The 25868-nt window shown below is 48.9% G+C and carries 22 protein-coding genes and 1 other annotated feature; of the genes, 19 read left to right on the forward strand and 3 right to left on the reverse strand.

Annotation, left to right across the window (positions count from 1 at the left end):
* Nucleotides 1-33 precede the first annotated feature (33 nt).
* The 13 genes from recG (at nt 34) to nagA (ending at nt 14553) form a co-directional block, all read left to right on the forward strand.
* Nucleotides 34-2106 carry an ATP-dependent DNA helicase RecG gene (gene recG, locus AOA63_RS04710; RefSeq protein ID WP_053958619.1) on the forward strand — a complete coding sequence of 691 codons (2073 nt, stop codon included), beginning with the start codon at nt 34-36 and terminating at the stop codon, nt 2104-2106.
* Nucleotides 2107-2214: 108 nt separating this feature from the next.
* Nucleotides 2215-2464 (forward strand) — a binding site (T-box leader).
* Between the two features lie 56 nt (nt 2465-2520).
* Nucleotides 2521-3960 (forward strand): anthranilate synthase component I family protein, encoded by a 1440-nt coding sequence (locus tag AOA63_RS04715; RefSeq protein ID WP_053958620.1) that lies wholly within the window; start codon nt 2521-2523, stop codon nt 3958-3960.
* Entirely contained in the window at nt 3957-4565 is a 609-nt protein-coding gene (locus AOA63_RS04720) for an anthranilate synthase component II (RefSeq protein ID WP_053958621.1), read from the forward strand. The genes AOA63_RS04715 and AOA63_RS04720 overlap by 4 nt, the downstream gene beginning before the upstream one ends.
* Nucleotides 4555-5601 carry an anthranilate phosphoribosyltransferase gene (gene trpD / locus AOA63_RS04725; protein ID WP_053958622.1) on the forward strand — a complete coding sequence of 349 codons (1047 nt, stop codon included), beginning with the start codon at nt 4555-4557 and terminating at the stop codon, nt 5599-5601. Before AOA63_RS04720 ends, trpD begins: the two co-directional genes overlap by 11 nt.
* A gap of 2 nt (nt 5602-5603) precedes the next feature.
* A complete protein-coding gene (gene trpC, locus AOA63_RS04730) occupies nt 5604-6374 on the forward strand; it encodes an indole-3-glycerol phosphate synthase TrpC (protein WP_053958623.1) in 771 nt (256 codons plus the stop codon).
* Complete coding sequence (locus AOA63_RS04735) at nt 6364-6927, forward strand: phosphoribosylanthranilate isomerase (protein ID WP_053958624.1); 564 nt, start codon at nt 6364-6366, stop codon at nt 6925-6927. The genes trpC and AOA63_RS04735 overlap by 11 nt, the downstream gene beginning before the upstream one ends.
* Complete coding sequence (trpB, locus tag AOA63_RS04740) at nt 6918-8120, forward strand: tryptophan synthase subunit beta (RefSeq protein ID WP_053958625.1); 1203 nt, start codon at nt 6918-6920, stop codon at nt 8118-8120. Before AOA63_RS04735 ends, trpB begins: the two co-directional genes overlap by 10 nt.
* Nucleotides 8113-8910 (forward strand): tryptophan synthase subunit alpha, encoded by a 798-nt coding sequence (gene trpA, locus AOA63_RS04745; protein ID WP_053958626.1) that lies wholly within the window; start codon nt 8113-8115, stop codon nt 8908-8910. The genes trpB and trpA overlap by 8 nt, the downstream gene beginning before the upstream one ends.
* A gap of 345 nt (nt 8911-9255) precedes the next feature.
* Nucleotides 9256-10266, forward strand: a complete 1011-nt coding sequence (aroF, locus tag AOA63_RS04750) for a 3-deoxy-7-phosphoheptulonate synthase (protein WP_053958627.1) — start codon at nt 9256-9258, stop codon at nt 10264-10266.
* A complete protein-coding gene (locus AOA63_RS04755; RefSeq protein ID WP_053958628.1) occupies nt 10263-11120 on the forward strand; it encodes a prephenate dehydrogenase in 858 nt (285 codons plus the stop codon). The genes aroF and AOA63_RS04755 overlap by 4 nt, the downstream gene beginning before the upstream one ends.
* A gap of 40 nt (nt 11121-11160) precedes the next feature.
* On the forward strand, nt 11161-12462 hold the full coding sequence (aroA, locus tag AOA63_RS04760) for a 3-phosphoshikimate 1-carboxyvinyltransferase (RefSeq protein ID WP_053958629.1): 1302 nt from the start codon (nt 11161-11163) through the stop codon (nt 12460-12462).
* 35 nt (nt 12463-12497) lie between these two features.
* A complete protein-coding gene (locus AOA63_RS04765) occupies nt 12498-13412 on the forward strand; it encodes a BadF/BadG/BcrA/BcrD ATPase family protein (RefSeq protein WP_053958630.1) in 915 nt (304 codons plus the stop codon).
* The gene (gene nagA, locus AOA63_RS04770; protein ID WP_171822609.1) at nt 13393-14553 is read left to right on the forward strand and encodes an N-acetylglucosamine-6-phosphate deacetylase; all 1161 of its coding nucleotides are present in this window, start codon (nt 13393-13395) and stop codon (nt 14551-14553) included. The genes AOA63_RS04765 and nagA overlap by 20 nt, the downstream gene beginning before the upstream one ends.
* Before the next feature lie 9 nt (nt 14554-14562).
* Here nagA and add read toward each other — a convergent pair whose 3' ends face one another.
* Nucleotides 14563-15513: an adenosine deaminase gene (gene add / locus AOA63_RS04775; protein ID WP_053958632.1), complete on the reverse strand. Its 951-nt coding sequence runs from the start codon at nt 15511-15513 to the stop codon at nt 14563-14565.
* A 146-nt stretch (nt 15514-15659) separates the two neighbouring features.
* Here add and AOA63_RS04780 point away from each other — a divergent pair, with 146 nt between their 5' ends.
* On the forward strand, nt 15660-17027 hold the full coding sequence (locus AOA63_RS04780; protein ID WP_053958633.1) for an amidohydrolase family protein: 1368 nt from the start codon (nt 15660-15662) through the stop codon (nt 17025-17027).
* Nucleotides 17028-17090: 63 nt separating this feature from the next.
* On the opposite strand, the gene AOA63_RS04785 is transcribed toward AOA63_RS04780, so the two are convergent.
* Nucleotides 17091-17663, reverse strand: coding sequence for a hypothetical protein (locus AOA63_RS04785; protein WP_053958634.1), 573 nt, complete (start codon nt 17661-17663; stop codon nt 17091-17093).
* A gap of 188 nt (nt 17664-17851) precedes the next feature.
* Between AOA63_RS04785 and AOA63_RS04790 the strand changes: the two genes are divergently transcribed.
* From AOA63_RS04790 to AOA63_RS04810, 5 genes are all read left to right on the forward strand, one after another.
* A complete protein-coding gene (locus AOA63_RS04790) occupies nt 17852-18187 on the forward strand; it encodes a MerR family transcriptional regulator (RefSeq protein ID WP_020374675.1) in 336 nt (111 codons plus the stop codon).
* Nucleotides 18150-20045: a molecular chaperone DnaK gene (dnaK, locus tag AOA63_RS04795; RefSeq protein ID WP_053958635.1), complete on the forward strand. Its 1896-nt coding sequence runs from the start codon at nt 18150-18152 to the stop codon at nt 20043-20045. Before AOA63_RS04790 ends, dnaK begins: the two co-directional genes overlap by 38 nt.
* 68 nt (nt 20046-20113) lie before the next feature.
* A complete protein-coding gene (locus AOA63_RS04800; RefSeq protein WP_053958636.1) occupies nt 20114-21049 on the forward strand; it encodes a DnaJ domain-containing protein in 936 nt (311 codons plus the stop codon).
* On the forward strand, nt 21036-23639 hold the full coding sequence (clpB, locus tag AOA63_RS04805; RefSeq protein ID WP_053958637.1) for an ATP-dependent chaperone ClpB: 2604 nt from the start codon (nt 21036-21038) through the stop codon (nt 23637-23639). Before AOA63_RS04800 ends, clpB begins: the two co-directional genes overlap by 14 nt.
* A gap of 42 nt (nt 23640-23681) precedes the next feature.
* Nucleotides 23682-24281 (forward strand): TlpA family protein disulfide reductase, encoded by a 600-nt coding sequence (locus AOA63_RS04810; RefSeq protein ID WP_171822610.1) that lies wholly within the window; start codon nt 23682-23684, stop codon nt 24279-24281.
* Nucleotides 24282-24327: 46 nt separating this feature from the next.
* Here AOA63_RS04810 and AOA63_RS04815 read toward each other — a convergent pair whose 3' ends face one another.
* On the reverse strand, nt 24328-25824 hold the full coding sequence (locus tag AOA63_RS04815) for a polysaccharide biosynthesis protein (protein ID WP_139061498.1): 1497 nt from the start codon (nt 25822-25824) through the stop codon (nt 24328-24330).
* Between the last annotated feature and the right edge of the window lie 44 nt (nt 25825-25868).

Raw genomic sequence — 25868 nt, forward strand, 5'->3', positions numbered from 1 at the left:
GAAACTGGCGGAATTGTAGGAGGGATTTGTGGCGTGGCAAAAAGCCGAATGACCCATTCGGTACCTTTGGGGCCAGGCGATGCGGTCACTAAATGGCCCGGGATAGGGGAAACACGGGCGCAAGAATTAGAAAATCTTGGGGTGAAAACAATTGAAGAACTCCTAGGTCTGTGGCCTCACCGTCATGAAGATCGCTCTGTCATGACTCCATTGTGGATGCTCCAAGACGGTGAGAGCGTAACCGTCCAAGGAACCATTCAAAACGCACAGTATGATCCCATTAAAAAGATATTGCGTGTGCAGATTCAAGAGGGACATACGTCATTAACGGCTATCTTTTTCCATGCGAGCTGGTTGAAACGTCAATTTGAACCGGGATGCACGGCGATTTTCAGCGGTAAAGCCGAGCGACGCGGCCATCAGTTAAGCATGGCCCATCCTGACTTTCAAGTGATGACTTCAGACCGGGAACCACTGTTAGGTTTGGTGCCAATTTATCCCTTATCAGGGTCTTTAAAACAGGTATTTATGCAGCGACTTATGCGGGACATCGTTCCTCGCTTTGCCCCACAACTTCCTGATCCCTTGCCTCCGTCGATACAAGAGCAAGAAGGCTTGATCTCACGCCCGGAAGCAATTTTGCATCAGCATTTTCCACCCAGTACGCTTGCACTGGAAGCGTCTCGCAAACGACTCGTGTTTGACGAATTTTTACGTATGGCTTTGGCAGTGTTGTTGATGCATCAAGTCGATCCGCATGTGCCCGGTATGGTGCAAAAGCCTGACGGACCCTTGGTGCAGCAATTCTTAGCGTCCCTTCCCTTTTCCTTAACCGATGGGCAAAAACAGGCATGGAGCGAGATTCAACATGATTTACGGCAGCCAACACCTATGGCCCGGCTTTTGCAAGGCGATGTGGGATCCGGGAAAACGGTCATTGCTATTTTGACCATGTTGGCTGCGGTGGACGCCGGCCACCAGGCGGCTTTTATGGCACCCACCGAATTGTTGGCGGAGCAGCAGTGGCTTGTGCTGCAAAATTTTCTTCGTCCTTTGGGGCTTTCTGTTGCTTTGTTAACGGGCAAGGACAGGCATGCAGATACTTACCGGGAAGCATTGAAAGCGGGAAGCATTCCACTTGTGGTCGGAACCCAGGCATTAATTGGTGACCGTGTGGAATTTCAACGATTGGGCGTGGTTGTCGTCGATGAGCAACATCGGTTTGGGGTAAAGCAACGTGCTCGCTTATCCTTGAAAGGCGAATACCCAGATATGTTGGTGATGACTGCAACACCTATTCCTCGTACTTTGGCTCTCACAGTCTATGGCGATTTGCAAGTATCAGAGGTGAAGGGTCTACCACCGGGACGAAAACCTGTGGAAACTATTCATTTATCGCACAAGGATCGGCGTATAGCCTATCAACGCGTGATGGCGGCTGTCAAACGTGGCGAACAAGCTTATGTTGTCTGTCCTCTAGTAGGCGGTGATGATGAAGAAAGTCAGGCAAAAGCTGCGGTGGATTTGGCCCTGGGCATGAAAAAAATTCCTGGATGGCGTATTGGTTTATTGCATGGCAAGATGCATTCCAAAGATAAGACACGCATTATGGAACAGTTCCGCCAAGGTGACATTGATGTCTTGGTTGCAACCACTATTGTGGAGGTCGGTGTTGATGTCCCTAATGCAACTATTATGGTCATTGAAGAAGCTGATCGGTTTGGATTAGCCCAATTACACCAGTTGCGTGGACGAGTGGGACGGGGGGCTAAGCCGGCAACGTGCTTTCTGATTGCCGATCCCAAAACGGATCAAGCCCGAGAACGCCTGGAGGCTATGGTCCGTTTTCATGAGGGACTGAAATTAGCGGAAGAAGATTTGCGTCTACGTGGTCCAGGAGAAATTTTAGGGATGCGCCAACATGGTTTAACAGGATTTCAATTGGCCGATCCTCTTAAAGATTTAGACTTGTTGCAGCGAGCCCGTCTGGTGGCACGAGAAATCATACGCTCCGATCCCCAATTAGTGAAGCCTGAGCACCAAGCATTGCGGACATGGGTTCTAGATGCGATGGACGACGGTGTCCCTTCACAAGTTTTGCATTAAGTGGCATTATATGAAATTCATTTTCTGGGAGTTCTTGAGTTTGTTTTGTATTGGCCCATTGACAGAAATTTTACGGATGGATAAAATGAAAAAAGAAATCATAAAAATGTGTTTGCGATGATTGGGAAGAGTATCGGTATGCAACCTTTTTAGCGAGCCGGCGTGGGTGCAAGGTCGGTAAGGGGAGTACATGAGAATGGGCCCAGGAGCTGCCAACCGAATTGTCGAGTAGGCTTGGCCGGGTTCTTCTACCGTTATCATAGAAGCCATATCGGTGATTTCGCCTGTATGGAAAATAAGAGACTGGATTGTTCAGTCTAAATTAGGGTGGCACCACGGAGAAACCTTCGTCCCTTGTATTGGGATGGAAGGTTATTTTTTTTATGTAAGCAACATGAAAGGATGAGCCGGCTGATGGACCGAATAGGCCACAATGCATTATGGGACAGTCCGGATTGCGAACACATTGCTATTGTTAGAAATTTTGCGGTGGATCAAATTACCCCAATCTCGGCATTTTTACGGCTGCGTCCGTTTGGGGCACACACCCTTTTGGAAAGTGTTGAAGGCGACGATAAGGTTGCACGGTATTCGTTTATTGCTATTGGTGAATGGGCGCGTTTACTAGAAGCTGATGGTCAAGCGGTGTTGGTCGGTCCTGAAGGTACCGAAGTTTCTAATGATCCATTAGAGCTCATTCGTCGTCAACAACAGCGCCAACGCATTGCAGTGCCGCAGGAGATTGAATGGCCGTTTGTTGGCGGAGCGATTGGATATTTCGGATATGACTGGATAAGGCGGTTGGAAAAATTGCCGCGGCGGCACGCTAAACGGGGTCCAGATTGGGAGTGGGTCTGGCCGAAAGCGGTTATTGCGTTCGATCACCGCAAGCAACAAGTCGCGGTGATAGTCGAATCATTACGCGATCAAATGGATCAAGCATTTACCCGGATGGAAATTCTCGTCGATGCATTACGTCAGCCGCTGATGTTGGCTGAACCTCATGTCAGACAATTAACGCCAATTAAGTCAAATATGACGCGTGAATATTATAACCAGATGATAAAGCGGGCCAAAGACTATATCTTAGCCGGTGACATCTTTCAAGTGGTATTGTCCCAAACTTTATCGACCCATATCTCGGGCGATCCATTTTCGCTATATCGGAAATTACGTCATATCAATCCCTCGCCTTACTTATTCTATTTAGAAACCCCGCGGCGGACACTGGCTGGATCTTCCCCTGAAGCCTTAGTGCGCGTGACCAATCATGTGGCTTCGAATCGACCTATTGCGGGGACGCGAAAGCGCGGGGCGAATGCAGCGGAGGACGAGCGATTATGGAATGAGTTAATTGCTGATCCCAAAGAAAAAGCCGAGCACGTGATGCTTGTCGATCTGGCTCGTAATGATTTGGGGCGGGTTTGCGAATATGGCTCTGTAACCGTATCCCAATTTATGACCAAGGAAATCTATTCTCATGTGATGCACATTGTCTCGGAAGTGCAAGGACATCTCAAACCGCAATATGACGCCCTCGATGCTTTAGCGGCATGTTTTCCCGCGGGCACGTTAACAGGCGCTCCAAAAATCCGGGCAATGGAAATCATTGAAGAATTAGAGCCTGAGGCTCGGGGAGCCTATGGCGGTATTGTGGGGTATCTATCCCACCGGGGCGATCTCGATGCCTGTATTACTATTCGCACACTAGATGTGATGGGAGACACGGTGTCGGTCCAAGCTGGGGGCGGCATTGTTGCTGACTCGCAAGTGGAATTTGAATTTCAGGAATCGATGAATAAAGCGGCGGCAGCTCTTTCTGTGTTACATGCCACTGAGGAGGAATGGCTGTGATTCTTGTCCTCGACAATTATGATTCTTTTACCTATAATCTCGTTCAATATTTAGGGATTCTTGGCCATGAATTGCGTGTAGTGCGGAACGATGAAGTGAGCGTGGAAGAAATTCGGCAGATGAATCCTTCTCGCATTGTTCTGTCACCGGGTCCAGGACGTCCAGAAGATGCGGGGATTATGGTCGATCTGATCCGCGCATTAGGTCCCGAAATTCCTGTCTTGGGAGTCTGCTTAGGCCATCAAGCAATTGCTTACGCCTTTGGCGGCGAAGTGGGACCAGCCGTGCGTCTAATGCATGGTAAGGACGATAAGATTTTTCACAATGAGGAAGACATTTTCCGCGGTTTGCCGCAAGGATTTTTGGCTGGGCGCTATCATTCGCTGGCCGTCAACGTTGATTCCAGCAATGAGTTGGAAGTGACGGCCAAAAGCAGTGATGGCACGGTCATGGCCATTAGACACCGGTCCTATCCGATTTTTGGCATCCAGTTTCATCCTGAGTCTGTGTTAACCCCTTTAGGCATGGACATTTTGAAAAACTTCTTGGAGTTATCGGAAGCTGCCCAATCTCATTATCAAGGAGAGCATCGCTATGAATACTGAAGAAGAGTTGATACGTCATGATCTTATGCTGTTAAGTCAAGGCAATAAATTGAATGAACAAGACGCATACGCATTGATGGACGCCATTATGAATGGTGCAGCGACTCCGGTTCAAGTGGCCGGCATCCTGATGGCTCTTGCCGTGCGCGGTGAAACGGTAGATGAATTGACAGGATTTGCCCGAGCAATGCGAGATCATGCGACACCTATTGTTTTAACGAACCGCCCAGTGCTCGATACCTGTGGTACAGGAGGAGATCGGTCCTTCACGTTTAATGTTTCGACAGTCTCTGCATTTGTGGTGGCCGCTAGTGGGGTCCGTGTCGCTAAACATGGAAACCGTTCAGCGACATCGAAAAGTGGCAGCGCCGATTTATTAGAAGCGCTAGGTATTCGTATTACTCAAAATCCGGAGGAGGTTGCCCGCTTCGTAGACGAAATCGGATTTGGCTTTCTATTCGCCCAGCAAATTCATACGTCGATGCGGTTTGCAGCCCAGACTCGCAAAGAATTAGGGGTTCGCACCGTTTTCAATTTGCTGGGACCCTTAACCAATCCTGTGCATCCCGAATATCAATTGTTGGGTGTTTTCGGCGAGCAATGGGTGAAGCCGATTACTGAAGTGCTGTCTAGGTTGAAATTACAACGTGCTGTTGTGGTTCATGGGGCGGGCGGTCTTGATGAAGTGTCTCTAGCTGGTCCCACAATTTTTGGTATCGCCGATAGTGAGGGTATCCGTTATGGACAATGGATCCCAGAGGATTTGGGTTTGCCCATGTATCCCAAAGAGGCGTTTCGTGGGGGAGATCCGGCAGAAAACGCTCAAATATGTTACCAGGTATTGCGTGGGGAAGAAGGGCCTTACCTGGACATGGTCTTGGCTAATGCAGGCGTGGGGCTTTATGCGGCGGGGGCGGTATCGACACCTAAAGAGGGTGTCGATATGGCGCGCGAGGCGATTCAAAGCGGGCAAGCAGCACGGATTGTTGACGAGCTCATCTCTCAAAGCCAGCACCAAGAGCAACAGGAGGCATAGGCATGTTCCTCGAAAAGATTGTGGCATCCGTTAAAGACCGCGTCGATGCGTTAAAAGCGCAAGAAACCGTGTTATATGATTTAGCGAAGAGCCAAGGGCCAGTGAAATCTCTCGCGCAGTCTCTTCGGCAACATCCTTCGATGCCCTTAGGTATTATTGCCGAATGCAAACAAAAATCACCGTCCAAGGGATGGCTAACTGATCATTATGAGCCGGTAGCGCAGGCCAAAGGTTACGAACAGCGCGGGGCTCATGGTATTTCTGTTTTGACGGAACCGGAATTTTTTGCTGGCCATTTGACTCATCTCGAACAAGTGAAGCAATCCGTGAGCCTGCCAGTACTCCGTAAAGACTTTGTGCTAGATCCGGTCCAAATTTTTGAAAGCCGAAGTAGCGGGGCGGATGCGGTATTAATTATCGTCCGCATTGTGGACGATGTGCAGCTAAGAGATTTAGCTCAAGCAGCTCGGGATGTGGGCATTGAAATGCTCGTCGAAATCCATGCCCCAAACGAACTAGACCGGGCCATGACTATCGAGCCTGATATTTTAGGGGTAAACAACCGCGATTTGGACAGTTTTGAAACGCGCTTAACGTTTTCTTTGGAATTGAGCTCCCATATTCCTCAAGACGTCGTGAAGATTAGTGAAAGTGGGATTCAATCATCCCAGGATGTTGAGCAGATAAGGCGCCATGGCTATACCGGAATTTTGGTGGGAGAACATTTAATGCGTGGTGGCAACTTATTGGAGGCATTACAGAGTGGAACCTGAAGTCAAAATTTGTGGCGTCAAAGATGCTTTAACGGCGCTGGAAGCGCACAAGGCCGGTGCTGATTACATTGGACTGGTTTTAGCTCCCAGTTCCCGTCAAATATCTCTTGATCACGCACGCCACTTGGTTATGACCTTGCCTGCCGTTCGCTTTGTCGCGGTTGTTCGTCGCATGAGTCGCGAGGCACTGCAGGAGTTATTAGAAAAAGTACCCTTTTGGGCAGTTCAATATCATGGAGAAGCTGATTTTGATTGGATCTCGATGGTGCATGAGGCTGGCCGCAAGGCGGTCGCCACCAGACTCGATGAGCGCGCTGATATTATTTTGATGGATGGCCCAGAACCCGGGCAGGGCCGGACATGGGACTGGCAGCGTCCGGCAAGTGATAAACCGGTGTGGATCGCCGGAGGACTCACGCCCGAAAATGTGGGAACGGTTGTCCGCACGTTGCGTCCCGATGGCGTGGATGTTTCTAGTGGCGTCGAAACGGATGGCGTGAAGGATATTGGCAAAATTCGGCAATTCATTAAGGAGGCCAAACAATGGCGATGATGAAAGAGGTTCCTGACGAACGCGGGCGGTACGGTTCTTTTGGAGGACGTTACGTTCCTGAAACTTTAATTCCAGCCTTGGATGAACTATCTGTTGCTTACGAACAGGCTAAACACGATCCCGCTTTTCACCAGGAACTGGATGCCCTCCTTAAAGATTATGTAGGACGTCCTACTCCGTTGCGGCGGGCGGACCGGCTTAGTGAAAAATTGGGATTTGATGTGTATTTAAAACGGGAAGATTTAAACCATACCGGTGCTCATAAAATCAACAATACCATGGGACAGATTTTATTGGCCCGCCGTATGGGAAAATCTCGTATTATTGCGGAAACGGGTGCGGGTCAGCACGGGGTCGCCACGGCTACGGCTGCCGCGTTATTTGGGCTTAAAGCGCAGGTTTATATGGGGGAGGAAGATGTCAAGCGCCAAGCCTTGAATGTTTACCGGATGCAGCTTTTAGGAGCTGAGGTCATACCCGTATCCTCAGGTTCCAAGACCTTAAAAGACGCTACCAATGAAGCGATTCGGGATTGGGTCACCAACGTCCGCACGACATTCTATGTCATTGGTTCCGTTGTAGGACCTCATCCCTATCCGATGATGGTACGTGACTTTCAATCCGTGATTGGAAAAGAAGCCCGACAGCAATTTCAGAATCTCACGGGGACATTGCCCACGCATATTGTCGCACCCGTCGGGGGCGGATCCAATTCAATGGGCGTATTTTATGCCTTCCGCAATGATCCCGTCGCGTTAATTGGGGTCGAGGCAGCCGGATCCGGAATTGAAACGGGAAAACACGCGGCGACGATAACCGTCGGCATGAAGGGTATTTTACATGGAAGTCTCAGTTATCTTCTCCAAGATGATGATGGTCAGATCATGCCTGCGCATTCAATTTCTGCAGGACTCGACTATCCCGGTGTGGGCCCTGAACATGCCTATTTTCATGATATAGGACGCGCCCGGTATGATGCGATTACGGACAAAGAGGCCCTAGCGGCTTTTCACCAGCTCTCGGAGTTGGAGGGCATTATTCCTGCCTTGGAAAGCGCGCATGCTGTAGCCTGGGTTATTAAAGAACAAGACCCATTACGGGAGCAACAGGCACGCGTACTGATTAATTTATCAGGCCGTGGCGATAAAGATATTGATTCCGTGAGGGATTATGAGGAGGGACATCATGATTAATGTCGGAACCAGCGTGGCACAAGTTTTTGAGCATACCAAATCCGAAGGGCGTGCAGCACTCATCCCGTATGTTACGGCAGGTCATCCCCATTTAGGCGATCTGGAAGAACTTGTACGCGCCATGAATGATGCCGGAGCCGACATCATTGAAATCGGGATTCCCTTTTCTGATCCCCTAGCAGATGGCCCGGTATTACAGAAAGCGGCCACGAAAGCTTTAAATAATGGGACTAAAATCCGTGATGTCCTGCAGGCTACGGAGAGGCTCAGTGCGCACTCTGTCCCACTTGTCTATCTCACCTATTTTAATCCTGTCTTTCACTATGGCGTGCGGGATTTTCTTAAAGCCGCCCGGGATAGTGGCGTGAAAGGAATCATCATCCCCGATCTGCCCTGGGAAGAAAGCGATGAGGTATTTCATGACACTCAAGAATTAGGAATGTCTTTGATCCCCCTTGTGGCGCCCACATCGACGGATGCGCACATTGCATCGTTGGCCAAAGCGACCGGATTTGTGTACGGCGTGTCCGTGACGGGTGTGACAGGGGTACGTCAAGAAGTGGATGCCGGCGTGAAAACTCTGGTGGAACGGGTTAAGCGGCAGATTTCACTGCCTCTAGCTATCGGATTTGGCATTTCAACCCCCGAGCATGCACGCTATGTGGGAAGCGTAGCCGATGGCGTCATTGTCGGGAGTGCGCTAGTCCGCCGCATCGACGAGGCAGGGGTCGATGCGGCCAAGCAAACGTATGAATTTGTCTCGGCACTACGCAAGGCGTTATCAGATTAAAAAAAGGCCTTGACATCACCCAGATGACGGTGTATTATCCGTGAAAACATGGTAAAGCGATGATTGGGAAGGGGTCGGAAATCGAAGGCGCAGAGAGTCGGCGGGTGGTGTAAGCCGATCCTTTGATTCCAGACCGTACCCCCATGAGTGTGCATCGAACGTGTCTTGTACACTAGTAGAGAATCCGGAGTCCTACCGTTAACGAGGAGTAGCTGTGTTAGCAGCTAGCTGAGTGGCTAGGTAACTAGTCAGTAGGGTGGTACCACGGAGAATTCAAGGCCTTCGTCCCTAAGGGACAATGGGCCTTATTTTTTTGGAAAAATCGTCACGGAAGAGGGATGGGTCATGATTGTCGTCATGAAGAAAAATGCTCCAGAGCAAGACATCGATGCCGTTACAGAACGGTTGAAATCGGAAGGATTTCAAGTGCATATCTCACGGGGAGTCGAAAAAACGATAATTGGGGTAATAGGCGAAGGAACAGAGGAGGTAATTCGTTTGGCATCCATGCAATCGGTTGAGCAAGTTGTTCCCGTAAGACGGCCCTACAAATTAGTGAGCCGTGATTTTCATCCTGATGATACGGTAGTTCAAGTGGGAAATGCCAAATTTGGGAGCAAGCAAGTGGTTGTGATTGCCGGACCGTGCGCGGTCGAAGGTCATGAACAGGTTATGCAGGCCGCTCGTGTTGTACATGATCTGGGACTCATGGTTCTGCGTGGAGGCGCCTACAAACCCCGAACCTCGCCTTACAGTTTCCAAGGTATGGGAGTTGAAGGACTTAAGATTTTAGCTGAAGCGCGAGAGCGATTTGGACTGATGGTCGTGACCGAAGCTGTTGATCGGGAAAGTTTAAATTATGTGGCTGAGTGGGCCGACATTATTCAAATTGGTGCCCGTAACATGCAAAACTTTGAGTTATTAAAGGCCGCAGGACATTCGAATAAACCCGTGCTATTAAAGCGGGGGCTTTCGGCCACGATTGACGAGTGGCTGATGGCTGCCGAATACATTGCCGCCAATGGGAATCCCAATATTATTTTGTGTGAGCGCGGAATTCGGACTTACGAAACTAAGACCCGAAACACCCTAGATTTAAGTGCAATCCCTGTGGTAAAGCAGTTATCCCATCTCCCAATTATTATTGATCCGTCCCACTCAACCGGACAATGGAGCTGGGTTGCACCCATGGCACGAGCGGCCGTCGCTGCTGGCGCTGACGGTTTAATAATCGAGGCTCACCCCAATCCCACGGAAGCATTGTCCGATGGTCCGCAGAGTCTCAGCCTTCCTCACTTGAGCGAGTTAGTTGAGTCTTTGCGTCCCATTGCCGAAGCGGTAGGACGGACCTTGTGAAAGTCGGGGTCATTGGATTGGGGTTAATTGGCGGGTCGGTGGCAAAAGCCTGCCTGAGGGCTGGATGGACAGTCTATGCCTATGACGTGAATTCTCGGGTAATCGAACGAGCACGAGAAGAGGGAATTATTGTCGATACGACATGGCAACAGTGGATTCAAGACATTGATCAAATTGTCTTGGCCACGCCCTTGAACGATGTTGCTATATGGATCCCACGAATCTTAAATCACTCCCAGGCGGGTTGTACGATTGTTGATATGAGCTCGGTCAAAGGCATATTTCAATCCATTTATGCGCAAATTCAACCCCCATTCGCCCTATTATCCCTGCATCCAATGGCCGGCAAGGAGGTTCGAGGCTTTGAACATAGCGATAGCCGCTTGTTTGAAGGTCGCTCGTGTTTGATTGTGGAGGTCGAGGGAATCCGCCCAGACCCTCATCTCGTTCAACAATGGATGACCGTTTTGGGAAGTAATCCGGTATGGGTGCCATGGGATCAGCACGATCAGCTGATGAGTCTGGTAAGCCATACTCCCTATTTGATTTCCGCAGCCGTCTTGACGCTGGCCAAAAACTCGGACAACACGCTACCTTTGTGGCCTCAAGTGGTGGGAACAGGTTTTCTGGATGTGACACGCATTGGTGCCAGTGATGAACGATTATGGAAAGAAATACTCAAAGCGAATGAAGGGCATATAAGAGAAACTTTTGCGCAATTTACGCAATTAATTCACGAATGGAACGACCAAATTCAACGCGGGGAATGGCCGAAAGCGTTGCAGGATACTGCAGCCATCCGTAACAAGGCCGTATCAAAATTTCCCCGGACCTCCTCACCGCCAAATGGCTAAGTCCGCCAATTTTTAGTAATCGAAAGGAATGAACATGGTTATGGAATTAACACCCTGCAATCATCCTGTCCAGGGTATTTTACGTCCTCCTAGTGATAAATCCATTACTCACCGTGCGATCTTGTTTTCGGCTTTAGCTCGAGGTACCGTACGCGTTGCTCATCCCTTGGTGGCAGAAGATACCCTTTCGAGTAGACGACTAGTGGAAAGTTTAGGCGTGAGCGTGAACGCTGGACCTGATGAATGGATCCTGACTTCGCCAGGACCTACAGGGTGGCAAAGCGATAGGGCAGTAATTGACTGTGGGAATTCCGGAACCACCATGCGACTGGGGATGGGACTCCTAGCTTTATCGGCTTCCGGTCGCACCTTAATCGGTGATGCGTCATTATCGCAACGACCTATGGAACGCGTGGCGCGTCCACTCCGGCAAATGGGAATCGATGTCGAGACTACGCAAGGCCATGCCCCCGTTATGGTTCACAATCGCGGACCCTACCATGGTCTTAGCTATTCGATGCCGATGGCTTCGGCTCAGGTGAAATCCGCTCTGATCCTTGCCGCGTTAGGAGCCAGGACACCATCTGAAATTATAGAGCCCTATCCCACGCGCGATCATACAGAACGGATGCTGAAACAGATGGGGGCACGAATAATGATTACGGCGGACCATCATATTATGGTTGAACCACTTGACGATTGGCAGGCGTTAAGTCTTGTTCCGTTCCAGGTTCCTGGCGATCCTTCTTCGGGGGCGTTTTGGGCTGCGTTAGCCGCTCTTATTCCGGGTTCTTCTTTAACATTAAAAGAAATTTCTCTTAGTCCTCGGCGCATTGGGTTTTTTCGACTACTCCAGCAAATGGGATCCCGAATTGATATCGATATGGTATCGGACAGAGAGGATATCGGCCATTTGACGGTCACGCACCAGCCTCTTCACGCGGTTACGGTTACAGCGGAACAAGTTCCTGATATGATTGATGAAATTCCTTTGGTCGCGTTGATGGCCACTCAAGCCCTCGGAGACACGGTGATATCTGGAGCAGAAGAATTGCGGGTTAAGGAAACTGACCGCATTCAAGCTACGGTTATAAATCTTAAACAACTCGGTGCACACATCGAAGAGAAAGAGGATGGCATGGTGATTCATGGCCCCACCCCGCTACATGGCGGTTCTGTCAGAAGTTTTGGTGATCACCGCATGGCGATGATGTTGGCAGTGGCGGCAGCTATTGCATCATCTCCGGTAATCCTGGATGATGTAAGTAGTGTGGCTATCAGTTACCCCACGTTTTTTGAGCAATATCAGCACTGGCAACAGGGTTACGCTTTTCACGATTAGAGATCCAATGACCACCACGTGGAAGGAATTATGTTATGTACATTGGTGTTGATGGTGGGGGTACTTCTACGCGCGGCATAATAGAAATCGAGGACGGCCGTTTCGGGGAATTGGCGACGTCTTCGGCGTCGAATCTCCTAATGGTCGGCCCAGATCTCGCGTATGCGGCTATGGATGAGGTTATTGACCGTCTCAGTCAACAGGCCGATATAAGTGTAGTGGAAGGCGTTATCGGCGTAGCGGGAGCTGATCGGCTGGAAGTGCTGAGTTCATGGCAACGGTATTTTGCCAGGCGTGGGATTAAACGACTCTGGATTACAGGCGATTATTGGTTGCCGTGGGCCAATTTTACCAAAGGCGCTGATGGGGTCATCGGTATATTGGGGACCGGATCGATATTTTTTGGTAGGCATGGCGCCAAAACATTACGTTTAGGCGGGTATGGTTGGAAATTGGGGGATGTGGGCTCTGGGCTATCGTTGGGACAACAAGCAATCAGAAAAGCTATGGAATCATGGGAAGGTATCCAACCGCGCACTCTTTTGGTGCCTAAGTGTTTGGAATTTTTTGCTGTATCCTCGATGCAAGACGTTCTAGACCAACTGTATCGTCCATCTTTTCCCCTGCGACACCTTGCTGATTTTGCGTCCGAGGTTTTTTCTGCTGCCATGATGGGGGATCTCCTCGCTGATCAATTGCTGAAGGCAGAGGCCGAAAAAATTATGAGAAATTTCGACACATTAATTACTGCATTGCCCATCGATGCTCCCATTGTGGGCGTGAGTGGAGGGCTTGCTCGGTTTTGGCAACCGTATCTGGCGCGTTTAATCCAAAAAGAAAATCCCTTGATGTCTTTGTTAGTGATTGACGAGCCTGCGGTATATGGGGCAGTGTGGCTTGCAAAAAAATGGAGTCAAGAAAGGCGGCCTTATGATGTTCCTGAGTCATGATTCCGGGGAACGGTCTATTACCGGGCGAGTGTATTTATCGGCAACGGGAAATTTAGTGCCAGCCCGGATTCATTGGGATCATGATGGGCGCATTGAACACATTCAGCGTCTGGATACGCGCACAAATGATCTTCCCATTATTTTGCCGGGATTTATCGACGAGCATATTCATGGGGCCAATGGTCACGATGTTATGGAGGCATCGTGCGAGAGTTGGGAAGCTATTAGTGAAGCATTGGCGCGTCACGGGGTGACCAGTTTCCTCGCAACGACTATCACCGCACCTTGGGATGATTTGGAACGGGTGATGGCGTGCGCCCAAGAATTTCCCCAGTATCCCTACCATAATCTTATCGGATTACACTTTGAAGGACCTTATATCGACCCTGCCTTTAAAGGGGCTCAACCCCATGAAGCGATTCGTCCCATTGCGCTCCAAGAAGTAAAAAGTATCGTCAGCCGTCTCCAATCAGCCACAGTACCCTTGCGGCTCATGACCATTGCGCCAAATGTTCCCTCGAGCGGTGCGCTTATACGGTGGTTGAGACAAGAGGGAATTCATGTGAACATGGGACACAGTGGGGCTAATCGAGAGCAAACGTTACAAGCCATTGCGCAAGGTGCAGATGGCATCACTCACTTATTTAATGCCATGAAGGGCCTTCATCACCGAGAACCCGGAATGGTTGGCGTCGGCCTGATTACGGATGGATTGTGGATCGAGTTGATTACTGATGGAATTCATATCCATCCCGATATGGTTCGGTTAGTATTTCATGTAGCATCTTCGCGCATTATTTTGGTGACTGACGGAATTTCTGCCATTGATTGCCCTCCGGGAAAATATCACTTAGGCCAATGGCTAGTGCATGTAGATGAGCATTCGGCTCGTCTTGACGATGGTACGTTAGCGGGCAGTATTTTGACTCCGGATCAATCTGTTCGTAATTTGTTGCAATGGGGTTGTTCGTTGCGGGAAATTGTTCATGGATGGTGCGAAGCCCCTGCAATCCGGCTGGGATTACGAGGCTATGGCCGTATTGAAAAAGGATACTATGCTGATTTAGTGCAACTTAATCACGATTATCAGGTAATAGGAACTTTAAAGCACGGTCACTGGATTTCTCCGCCACATTGCTAGAGAATTGTCTCAAAAATCCGTGCGAAAAGACGCCGCGAAGCTATTATCAATCAGTTGTTGGAGAGCTTCGGTCGAGAAATATGGAGAGATGAGTTCAAAATTGGCATTCAGGTAGGCGGAAAAGTAGGCAGGATCATCACTATTTACCGTTAAAACCACTCCCTCCTGAAAGAGTTGGTGATAAGTCCGAAGATCAGTCATGACGCCTAAACGTTTATTAGACCAAGGGCAAACCGTCAAGGGGATGCGGTCGGTTTTGAGGCGGGCGACTAATATGGGATCATCGATCGCATGAATACCGTGGTCAATACGTTCGGCTCCTAGTTCATCAAGGGCTTCCCAAATATAGGATGCAGGTCCTTCTTCACCAGCGTGGGCTACAATATGCCAACCTTTACGCCGCGCCTGGTCAAAGAGATCACGAAAAAGACGCGGGGGATATGGCAATTCTCTAGAGTCTAATCCCACCCCAATAATCCACTTTCCATACGATTCTAAATGGGCTAAATCCTCTTCCGCCGTGTTCAGGGGATGATCTCGCAAGATATTTGGAATCAAACGGGCCGTCCAGCCGTAGCGCTGCTCGGCCTGCCTTAAGGCTCGAATGATTCCGGACATGACGGTATCGAGAGAAATGCCGCGTGCCGTGTGGGCTTGCGGATCAAAAAAGATTTCGGCATACACAATGTGATTATCTAAAGCTCGTTCGATATAACGCCATGTTAAATCGAAGAAGTCCTCTTCCTCATTCAAGAGCCGATCGCCTTGATATCGCCATGCTAAAAAACTCGATAAATCGGTAAACGGATACGTTACTGTGGTGACGGGTGCAATACCTAAAGATGGATATTTTCGTTGGAATTTATTCCACAAGTCAGGCTCCAAACAGCCTTCCAAGTGCATATGGAGTTCAACTTTATCTTGAGTCCATGGCTCATTGGGCGTAAGAATCTGGCGCATATTGACCTCATGATATCGGTGAAAAGTTTTTTCATGCTATTTTCATCGTATCACAAGTTCATTGAGACATTTCGTCAGGCGACACAAAGAAACCTCGCGTATCTAGTCTATATTTACTTAAATAGACTTCATTAGAGGGGACTGCAATGATTGCCATTGAGCATATTGACTGTCTATATTCAGGAGTTGGGAAGCCTATACGCGATGCATATATTTTGGTTAAGGAATCGCAAGAAGGAGGAACCATCGCCGAAATCGGTTGTGGCGACATCACAAGAAACAAAGACATTCGCCGCGTGATTAATGCCTCCGGATGTATTGCTCTACCTGGCCTGATTAATACCCACCACCACCTGTTTCAGACTATGACCCGGGCCTTAGCCACCGACCAGGCCTTGTTTAGATGGCTTGACACATTGTTTCCTATTTGGAAAAATTTAACGGAAGAACACATTTACTATGCGGCGCTTATTGGTCTCAGCGAATTATTGCTTTCGGGATGTACGACCACGTCTGATCATTTATATTTTGTGCCGCACGGACAAGATGCCATGCGCTTTTTCTCCGCCTCCGTGGAAGCAGCGAAAACCCTCGGCATGCGTTTTTACCTCACACGAGGAGCGATGACGCTGGGTGAAAATAATGGGGGGCGCACACCTGATTATTTGAAAGAAGATGAAGATGAGGTCTTGACCAGTATGCAGGACTTGGTCAATAAGTTTCATGATCCTCGTCCTCAAGCTTGGGTCAAGGTGGCTTTGGGACCGGTTTCAGTGCCGGCGGTATCTTCCCGGTTAATGCAAGAATCGGCGAAGTTGGCCGAAGAGTTAGAGGTACGACTGCATACTCATGCCTGGGAAGTCAAAGACGAGGATACCTGGGCAGTGAACTATTATCAGAAAACGCAAACCGAATTGCTCGAAGAATGGGGATGGTTAAGTGCACGCACTTGGTTTGCGCATGGAGTCCATGTGGATGCGACCACAATGGAAAAATTGGCCCACGCCAAGAGCGGCATTGCTCACTGCCCGAGCTCAAATATGCGCCTCGGATCTGGCGTCGCCCCCATCTCTCAATTTTTAAAAGCTAATATTCCGGTTGGTCTAGGGGTGGATGGTTCGGCTTCCAATGATAGTTCTCATCTCCAAGCTGAAATGCGGCAAGCTCTATTTTTAGCTCGGGCTGTGCATGGCGTGAAAGATATGGGCATTGACGATGTTTTTTATATGGCGACGCGTGGAGGAAGGGATGTGTTAAATTGGCCGGAAATTGGCGAACTGGCACCCGGGCGCAATGCTGATATCGCACTGTTTCGTCTCGATGATCTCGAGCATGCTGGTGGCATTCATCCCCTAGATACTTTGATCTTATCGGCGCCGACAAAAGCCTACTACGTAGTCATTGGTGGGGATGTCCGTGTGGACCAAGGACAAATTGTGACAGTGGATCTCCTTGCTGCGGTGCACGAACACCGACTGTTGAGTCGACAACTCTGGCGACAAGCGTATGCATAAATGGATTATGGATGATGTTGACGCATAAATCCTAGAATCTTTTCCCACAACAAATTAAACACATTACCAAAAAGGATAAAAATTCCAACCTCTAACCCAAGCCCAGTAAAACAAAATGGCGAGGACTGGCACAATTTCAATCCCAATCACGGTCGCGGCCATGCTTATGGGTATGTTTACCGATCTCGCTAATTGTCTCATGAAAAATAAGAGAGCAAGAATGCCTAAAAGATCGCAAATCCAATATGTTGAGGTCAAAACGGCTACAAGACTAATTCCAGCAATCCAAGGGCCCAAAGACAGGACAACCCAGGGAATTTGCTGGGACGTGTCGGGATAATGGATCATGGACAGTATTTGTTGTGTGCTAAAAATGAGGGCATGAAGAAATACATAACCTCCGGCATAGACGACCCCGATGCCGAGCAGAATACGGATGATCACCTCACGCGCGGGAAGAATACTAAAGAACTGGTAGAGTGATACTAAAAGGGCTGTGATGGCAATGCTGGACCAATAAACCGCGTATAATGCATGGAGGTCCCGAAGACCATGAGCGGACAGGGCTTGCCAGGGACGGCGCCATACGATTAACAGCGGTGTGCGACCAGAGGGTAGTCGGAATCGCTTAGCCATGCTAGAACGTCCTTTCTTCAATCAGTTTGGAGTGAAGGGAATAACGTTTTAAAAAGTTTATGTCAAGGGGTTGAAAAATATGTAAAAGTATTATAGATTTCTTATCGAAATTGGATAAGATTATTGCATGAATCAGTAGGTAAGACTATTATTAAAGACAGAGTACGATTTTGAGGATGTGGTGCTGTATGCCGATTCACGGTCCTGATGAGCCCGTTTACACCATAGGGGTCATGGCGCGGCTAGTCGGGGTATCATCGCAAATGCTTCGCATATGGGAAAGGGAATGTTTGGTGATTCCCGCCCGGACGGAGACAAATAATCGGCTGTACTCTGAAAATGATTTTTATCGTCTTGTAAGAATTCGAGAGCTTACTAAGCAAGGCATCAATGCTGCAGGAATACGGGCGATCCTAGGGATAGCAGAACCTCCTGCAAAGCACTACATAGAGAGAACAACGAAAGACAAGGAGAGGGAATTGACTTATGGCCAAGGTCGTAGGAATCGATTTGGGAACGACTAACTCAGTTATTGCGGTCATGGAAGGTGGACAACCAACCGTAATTCTGAATACCGAAGGGAGCCGTTTAACCCCATCTGTCGTAGCTTTTACGAAAAACGGTGAACGTCTAGTGGGGCAATTGGCCAGGCGTCAAGCGGTCATGAATCCTCAAAATACCGTGTTTTCTATTAAGCGCTTTATAGGTCGGCGCTTCAGTGAAGTATCGCAAGAACGGGAAAGAGTTCCTTATAAAGTGGTGGAAGGACCTAACCAACAGGTTTTAGTGGATCTCCCCAATGCGGGAAAGAAGATGACGCCAGAAGAAATTTCCGCCATGATTTTGGCGAAATTGAAGGCGGATGCCGAAAAGTATTTGGGAGAAACCGTGACGCAAGCGGTCATTACGGTGCCGGCTTATTTTAATGATGCAGAAAGGCAGGCAACCAAGGACGCTGGAAAAATTGCTGGATTAGATGTTCTGCGGATTATCAACGAACCAACAGCCGCCGCTTTAGCGTATGGATTAGATAAAAAGAAGAATGAAACAATTTTGGTTTGGGACCTCGGTGGAGGCACTTTTGATGTGTCGGTGCTCGAGGTTGGAGATGGGGTATTTGAAGTCAAATCCACCGCAGGAGATACCCATCTGGGTGGGGATGACTATGATATGAAGCTTGTGGATTACATTGCAGATGAATTTAAGCGGGAAAATGGTATTGATTTGCGACAAGATCGGCAAGCGTTGCAACGGTTAATTGAAGCAGCAGAGAAAGCGAAAATTGAGTTGTCCTCTGTTACGGAAACTCAAGTGAGCTTGCCATTCATCACCGCCGACCAAACCGGACCCAAACATCTCGAAATGACAATTACCCGGGCCAAGTTCGAAGAATTAACCCAGGATTTGACTGAGAGAACCGTCATTCCGTTCCGTCAAGCTTTGCAAGATGCAAAACTCACGGAGAGCCAGATTGATGAGGTCATTTTGGTTGGTGGATCTACTCGTATGCCCGTTATCCAGGAATTGGTCAAGAAACTGACGGGTAAAGAGCCTCACCGGGGTGTCAATCCTGATGAAGTGGTGGCCGTAGGAGCGGCAATTCAAGGTGGTGTCTTGGCTGGTGAAGTGAAAGATGTGATTCTTCTTGACGTCACGCCCTTGTCCCTCGGTATCGAGACCATGGGTGGCGTATTTACCAAATTGATCGAGCGCAACACGACCATTCCGACGCGTAAAAGTGAGACGTTTACCACGGCAGCAGACAATCAGACCTCGGTCGAAATCCATGTGCTGCAAGGAGAACGACCCATGGCGGCAGATAACCGCACATTGGCCCGTTTTAGTTTGACCGATATTCCCCCGGCTCCTCGTGGTGTTCCTCAAATCGAAGTCACATTTGACATCGATGCGAATGGTATCGTGAATGTGTCGGCGAAGGATTTGGGCACTGGCAAAGAACAACGGATCACGGTGACGGCGTCAACGCAGTTGTCTAAAGAAGAAGTGGAGCGGTTGGTCCGCGAAGCGCAAGAAAAAGCGCACGAAGATGACGAGCGTCGTGCGTTGGCCGATTTGAAAAACCGTGCTGAATCCATGGCATATGCAACAGAAAAGAGCATTCGGGATTTAGGCGACAAAGTGGATGCAACGGATAAAACCCAAGCCGAAGAGGCGATTAAATCGGTTCGAGAGGCGATCGAACGCAATGACAAAGCGGCTATTGAATCGGCCTTAAGTCAATTAGAAACTGTTTCTCATAAACTTGCCGAAGCCCTGTACAAGCAACAAGCGGCCAACTCCCAAGATGGCAACCCACCCCCTAATGGAGGCACAACAGGTGGCGATGATGTCATTGATGCGGATTTCCGGCCCACCGAATGATGTAAAGACCACGACAGAAGGGCTGGCTTTGAGCCAGCCCTCTGATTGCCGAGGTGAGGTGACGGACCATGGCTGCACCGAAGGACTACTATAAAATTCTCGAAGTCGATGAAAAAGCCGATCAAGAGACAATCAAAAAATCATATCGACGACTCGCGCGTAAATATCATCCTGACGTGAGCGGTAAAGCCGGAGAAGATAAATTTAAAGAAATTAATGAAGCCTATGAAGTGCTTTCTGATCCCAAAAAACGCCGAGAGTATGATCAAATGCGTTTGGGGTATGCCCATCGTCAAGCTCGCAGTCAAGGGCCGGGTTATCAACGCGTGACCTTTGATGGAGGATTCGGAGATTGGGGAAGCATTTTTGAGGATCTTTTTTCACAAGCCGGTGCGGATAACGGGTTCACAACCAGAACCCGGACTCAGAATGTTCCGGAAGAAACAGTGACCTTAACTTTAGAACAAGTGGCTCGTGGAGATACTATCCAATTAACGGTTTCCGAGCCACAAATTTGTCCTGTTTGCCATGGAACCAATCCCGATTGTCCTCGGTGTGGAGGATTGGGACAAGTGATGGAGCCCAAAAAGTTCGCAGTTACGATTCCGCCTGGAATAGAAGCGGGATCGGTACTCCGGGTAGGAAATCATGCCCGTCTGCGTGTCGAAATTGCGCCCCATCCACGATTCGTCCGACAAGGAAATAATCTCATCGGCAGACTCATGGTGCCGGTGCCCTTGGCCGCTACAGGTGGTGAAGTGCCGGTGAAGCCTTTAGTGGGGGAAACCGTCATGGTTAAAGTGCCGGCCCACACGAATCAAGGTAAAATGTTACGCTTGCGCGGCTTGGGCTTGCCCCAAAGAGGGACAAGTATTAAGGGTGATTTGCTATTAGAAGTTACCTTGCGTTTCCCTGAACCGTTTACTGCTGAAGACGACAAACTTTATCAACAGCTCCGCGCCAATCATAAAGAAGTGGGGGGAGAAATCCATGCGCCTCGATAAGTTGACGGTCAAATCTCAAGAAGCTTTGTCTGAAGCTCAAAATATCGCGCGTGATATGCAAAATCAAGAAATTGCTCCGGAACATCTGTTAGCGGCTCTTTTGGCGCAACCCGATGGAATTGTCCGGCCTTTAATTGAGAAGGTCGGGATTCCCCTTGCGGCCTTGGAACAGGCTGTGCAACGGGAAATTGCAAAATTGCCCAAGGTCAGCGGAACGCAACCGGGAGCCTATTTAAGTCAAAGTTTGACCCGGATTATCGACAATGCGGAAAAAGAAGCTGATGCGCTGAAGGATGAATATATTTCTACTGAGCATTTGCTGTTGGCAATGGTCGAACAACCAGAAACTGTAGCAGGACGCATTTTGCGCGATTATGGATTGAAGCGTGATTCGGTATTGATGGCTCTTCGGGATGTTCGCGGTCAAGCCCGCGTGACTGACCAAAATCCCGAAGAAAAATATCAAGCATTAACGAAATATAGTAAGGACTTAACCGATCTCGCCCGAAAAGGGAAGTTAGATCCCGTGATTGGTCGGGATGAGGAAATTCGTCGTGTGATCCAAGTGTTGTCCCGGCGCACCAAGAATAATCCGGTGCTGATTGGGGAGCCAGGGGTCGGGAAGACCGCAATTGTTGAAGGATTGGCGCAACGCATCGTACAACAAGACGTTCCCGAAGGTCTCAAAGACAAACGCGTGTTGGCCTTGGATTTAGGTTCTTTAATCGCTGGAAGTAAATTTCGGGGCGAATTTGAAGACCGACTAAAAGCCGTGTTAAAAGAAATTGAAGGGGCACAAGGACGGATTATTTTATTTATTGATGAGTTACATACCCTGGTAGGAGCAGGGAAAGCCGAAGGGGCTGTGGATGCGGCTAACCTTTTGAAACCTGCTTTAGCGCGTGGGGAATTACGTGCGGTAGGCGCTACCACCCTTGATGAATATCGCCAGTATATCGAGAAAGATGCGGCGTTAGAGCGCCGGTTCCAGCCGGTTTATGTTGATGAACCAAGTGTAGAAGACACGATCGCAATATTACGCGGGCTAAAAGAACGCTATGAAGTGCACCATGGTGTGCGCATTCGTGATAGTGCTCTTATTGCTGCGGCACGCTTGAGTCATCGCTATATTACCGATCGATATCTTCCGGACAAAGCCATCGACCTCATTGATGAGGCGGCGTCCCATCTCCGTGTGGAGATGGATAGTATGCCAGAGGAATTAGATGAAATGGAGCGGCACCGTTTGCAACTGGAAATTGAGCGGGAAGCCTTATCGAAAGAGGACGACCCGGGTTCTAAAGCTCGGTTGCAACAGCTAGAAGAAGAACTGGCCAACGTTCGTGAACAACGGGATGCCTTGATGGTTCGTTGGGAAAAAGAAAAGGCTCAAGTGGCTAAAGTGAATCAAATCAAACAAGAGATTGATCAAACCCGTATTGAAGAACAGCAAGCAGAACGAGAAGGCGATTTGGCCAGAGCGGCGGAATTGCGTTATGGGAAGTTGTTGAGTCTTCAAAAGGAATTGGAAGAGGCTCAAAAACAGCTGCAAATGCTGGAGGGGTCCGATCGCCTGTTACGAGAAGAAGTGACCGAACAGGACATCGCCCAGGTTGTGGCCAAATGGACGGGTATTCCAGTTACGCGTCTTTTGGAGGGTGAACGAACCAAGTTGGTTGAGATGGAGAAACGTTTGGGAGAACGCGTGGTCGGGCAAAAACAAGCGGTTGAAGCCGTGTCCAATGCCGTTCGTCGTGCCCGTGCCGGCTTATCCGATCCCAGACGACCAATGGGTTCATTCTTATTCCTGGGACCGACGGGTGTGGGGAAGACAGAATTGGCAAAGGCGTTAGCTGCATTTCTGTTTGATGACGAAAATGCCTTAATCCGTATTGATATGTCCGAATACATGGAACGGCACACCGTATCACGTTTAGTGGGTGCTCCTCCAGGATATGTCGGTTACGAAGAAGGTGGGCAATTAACCGAAGCAGTCAGGAGACGGCCTTATTCGGTGGTATTATTGGATGAGGTCGAAAAAGCTCATCCGGAGGTCTTTAACATTTTATTGCAAGTGTTGGATGACGGGCGTTTAACGGACGGCCAGGGACGTACGGTGGATTTCCGCAATACGGTTATCATTATGACGTCAAATTTGGGGAGCCAGATTATTTTGGAAGAAGATAATCCCGAAGAGCGTCAACGACAACTAGACGCGGTGCTGCATCAAGCATTCCGACCCGAGTTCTTGAACCGGATTGATGAGATTATTACATTCTCACGACTCACCCAAGAAGAACTTCGGATGATTGTCCGGCTCAATTTGAAAGATATTGAAAATCGGTTGAAAGATCGGGATATAACCCTTAACGTTACGGAAAAAGCTATTGATTGGTTAGCAGCGCGGGGATATGACCCTCAATTTGGAGCAAGACCATTGAGACGGCTAATTCAGCGTACATTGCAAGATCCCTTGGCTATGAAGATGTTGGACGGTGAGTTGGTTGGAAAGCAAACGGTTACCGTGGATGAAGTCAATGGCGAATTGCGCTTTGATATTTCGAAAGTGGCGGATGCACCGGTCTATTAGGCATTCTCTTCCCTGATGCAAAAGCGAGAAAGGAGGAATCGGGTGGTTTCCCTCAAGCGTGTAGCGGGCTGGGGCGTGTTGTTTGGGGCATTTATTTATGGCGGCTATATCGTGGGCCATTCGACGGCCCACCCGACGGCAACGCCAAAGCCTCATACATCGACAGCGTCGCAAGCGACAACGCAAGCGAGTACAAGCGCAGGTACGCCTCAGTCAGGATTAGTGCCGGGTCAATTTGCTCCTAATTTTACATTGAAGACAACGCAAGGAAATACTGTAACCTTGGCTCAGCTGCGGGGTCATCCAGTCTGGCTGAACTTTTGGGCTACATGGTGTCCATGGTGTAAAAAAGAAATTCCCGAAATCGAGCAAGTGAAGAGCCAATATGGCAATCGCATCGATATTTACGGTGTCGCCATTCAACAGCCAGCTTCTACCGTAACTCAATATATGATTGCAAAGAAAATGAATTATCCCGTGCTTTTGGATAGTCAGGGTTCTGTGGCAGCGTCTTATGGAGTTCAGTATTTGCCCACGTCGGTATTTATCAGTTCCAGTGGAAAAATATTGGCCGTATATACGGGAGCATTTCTATCTAGACAAGCCATGGCCCCTTATCTTCACGAACTCTTAAACCCGTAATATTTTTTTGTGACACTGGATATAAGGGACCCCTCCATCGGGTCTCTTATATCCATGTTTTAAGAGACTGGCCTGTCATAGTCAGAGAGAGGCCATAGGTGCCCAGGGTGAGAAACATACCTACAAGAAGGTGTATTAAGGGATTAATATGCCACGGCAAACTCCATAGGTTCCAAAGAATAAGGGTCATAAGTGCCGGAATCGTGCTCATCAGGGGACTAATTACAATACGAAACCAGGGAATAGATATATGGGTTAAATGTTGGATGCTTAAGGTATTTAAAATGGGACTAACAGCAAAACCGATGGCAATGGCCACAGCGATGCCATGGGGTGCCAACTCAAGATGCATGGTGAATAGCCAGATGAGAGCGAGTTCGATCCCGCTGGCAATCAAGTCATTGCGCATGGGAAGGTCTGTTCGCCCTAAGCCTCGTAAAGCGCCAGCTAAAGTAATGTCAAAGTACAGAAAAAATCCTCCTACGGCCAGCGGATAAAATAAATTGGATGGGATGTGGGCATGAAAGAAGAGGTCGTCGAGGCGCACTCCAAACGCTAACAGGAAAATTGTGACCGGAATGGTGAACAACGCGGTAGTATTTAAACTTTCCACCAAGACCAATTGGATACTGTTTTGATCCTGATGTGACTGGGCTTGAGCAATTATTGGTATGAGATTGGTCGCTAATGCCATTGACAATGCCGTTGGGAAGAGGATAAGAGGGAGTGCCATTCCCGTTAATTGACCAAAATAGCGAATGGCGTTATATGTGCTCATACCCGCCATTTCTAGCCGCCACGGAATGAGAAAAGCTTCGATGACACCCACCAATGATCCTAATAGGCGGCTTAACGTGACGGGAATGGACAAGCGCAGAATTTGGGATATGTAGATGGGTTTAGTGGCTGACAAAGAATCGCCTGACAGGGAACGATAATACGCCAATCCTAAAATGATCAGGCTAATTCCCTCGCCGAGGGGAATTAATGCGACCGCTACTAAGGGAGCATTACTAAATGCGTGTTGGCCGAACACATTGAGAATTGTATAGAGGATGACGACGCGGCTTAATTGTTCGGCAACTTGCGATAGTGCCGGATAAGCAAGACGCTGTACACCCACAAAATAGCCGCGCAAGACTGCAGAAAAGCCCACGGCAATGAGGGCGGGAGCCAGGGTGATCAGCAGAGGAACAAAGCGCATATCGTGATAAAGGAGCATGGCTAAGGGTTTCGCTCCTCCTATCACAAAAGCAATCAACGGCAGACTCGTGAAAAATACCACCGTCAGTGCCCGCCGGACTAATAGCGGGCGATTCACATGCTCTTCAGCGACCAACTGGGATACGGCTATAGGGGTACCGGCAATAGCCAACGTGACCAACGCGATATAAAACGGGAAAATCATTTGAAAAAATCCTAAACCTTCTGAACCCAAAAAACGAGCTAACAGCATACGGTAGATCAACCCGAGTCCGCGGGATGCCAGGGCGGCTCCTGTCAATGTTAATGTGCCCCACCACAAGGAGCGTCTTTTGCGCATGTCCATCCCTCCTCTACGTTTTATGATGCACTGAGACTGATATT

The sequence above is a fragment of the Sulfobacillus thermosulfidooxidans genome, assembly GCF_001280565.1.
GTDB classification, from domain to species: domain Bacteria; phylum Bacillota; class Sulfobacillia; order Sulfobacillales; family Sulfobacillaceae; genus Sulfobacillus; species Sulfobacillus thermosulfidooxidans_A.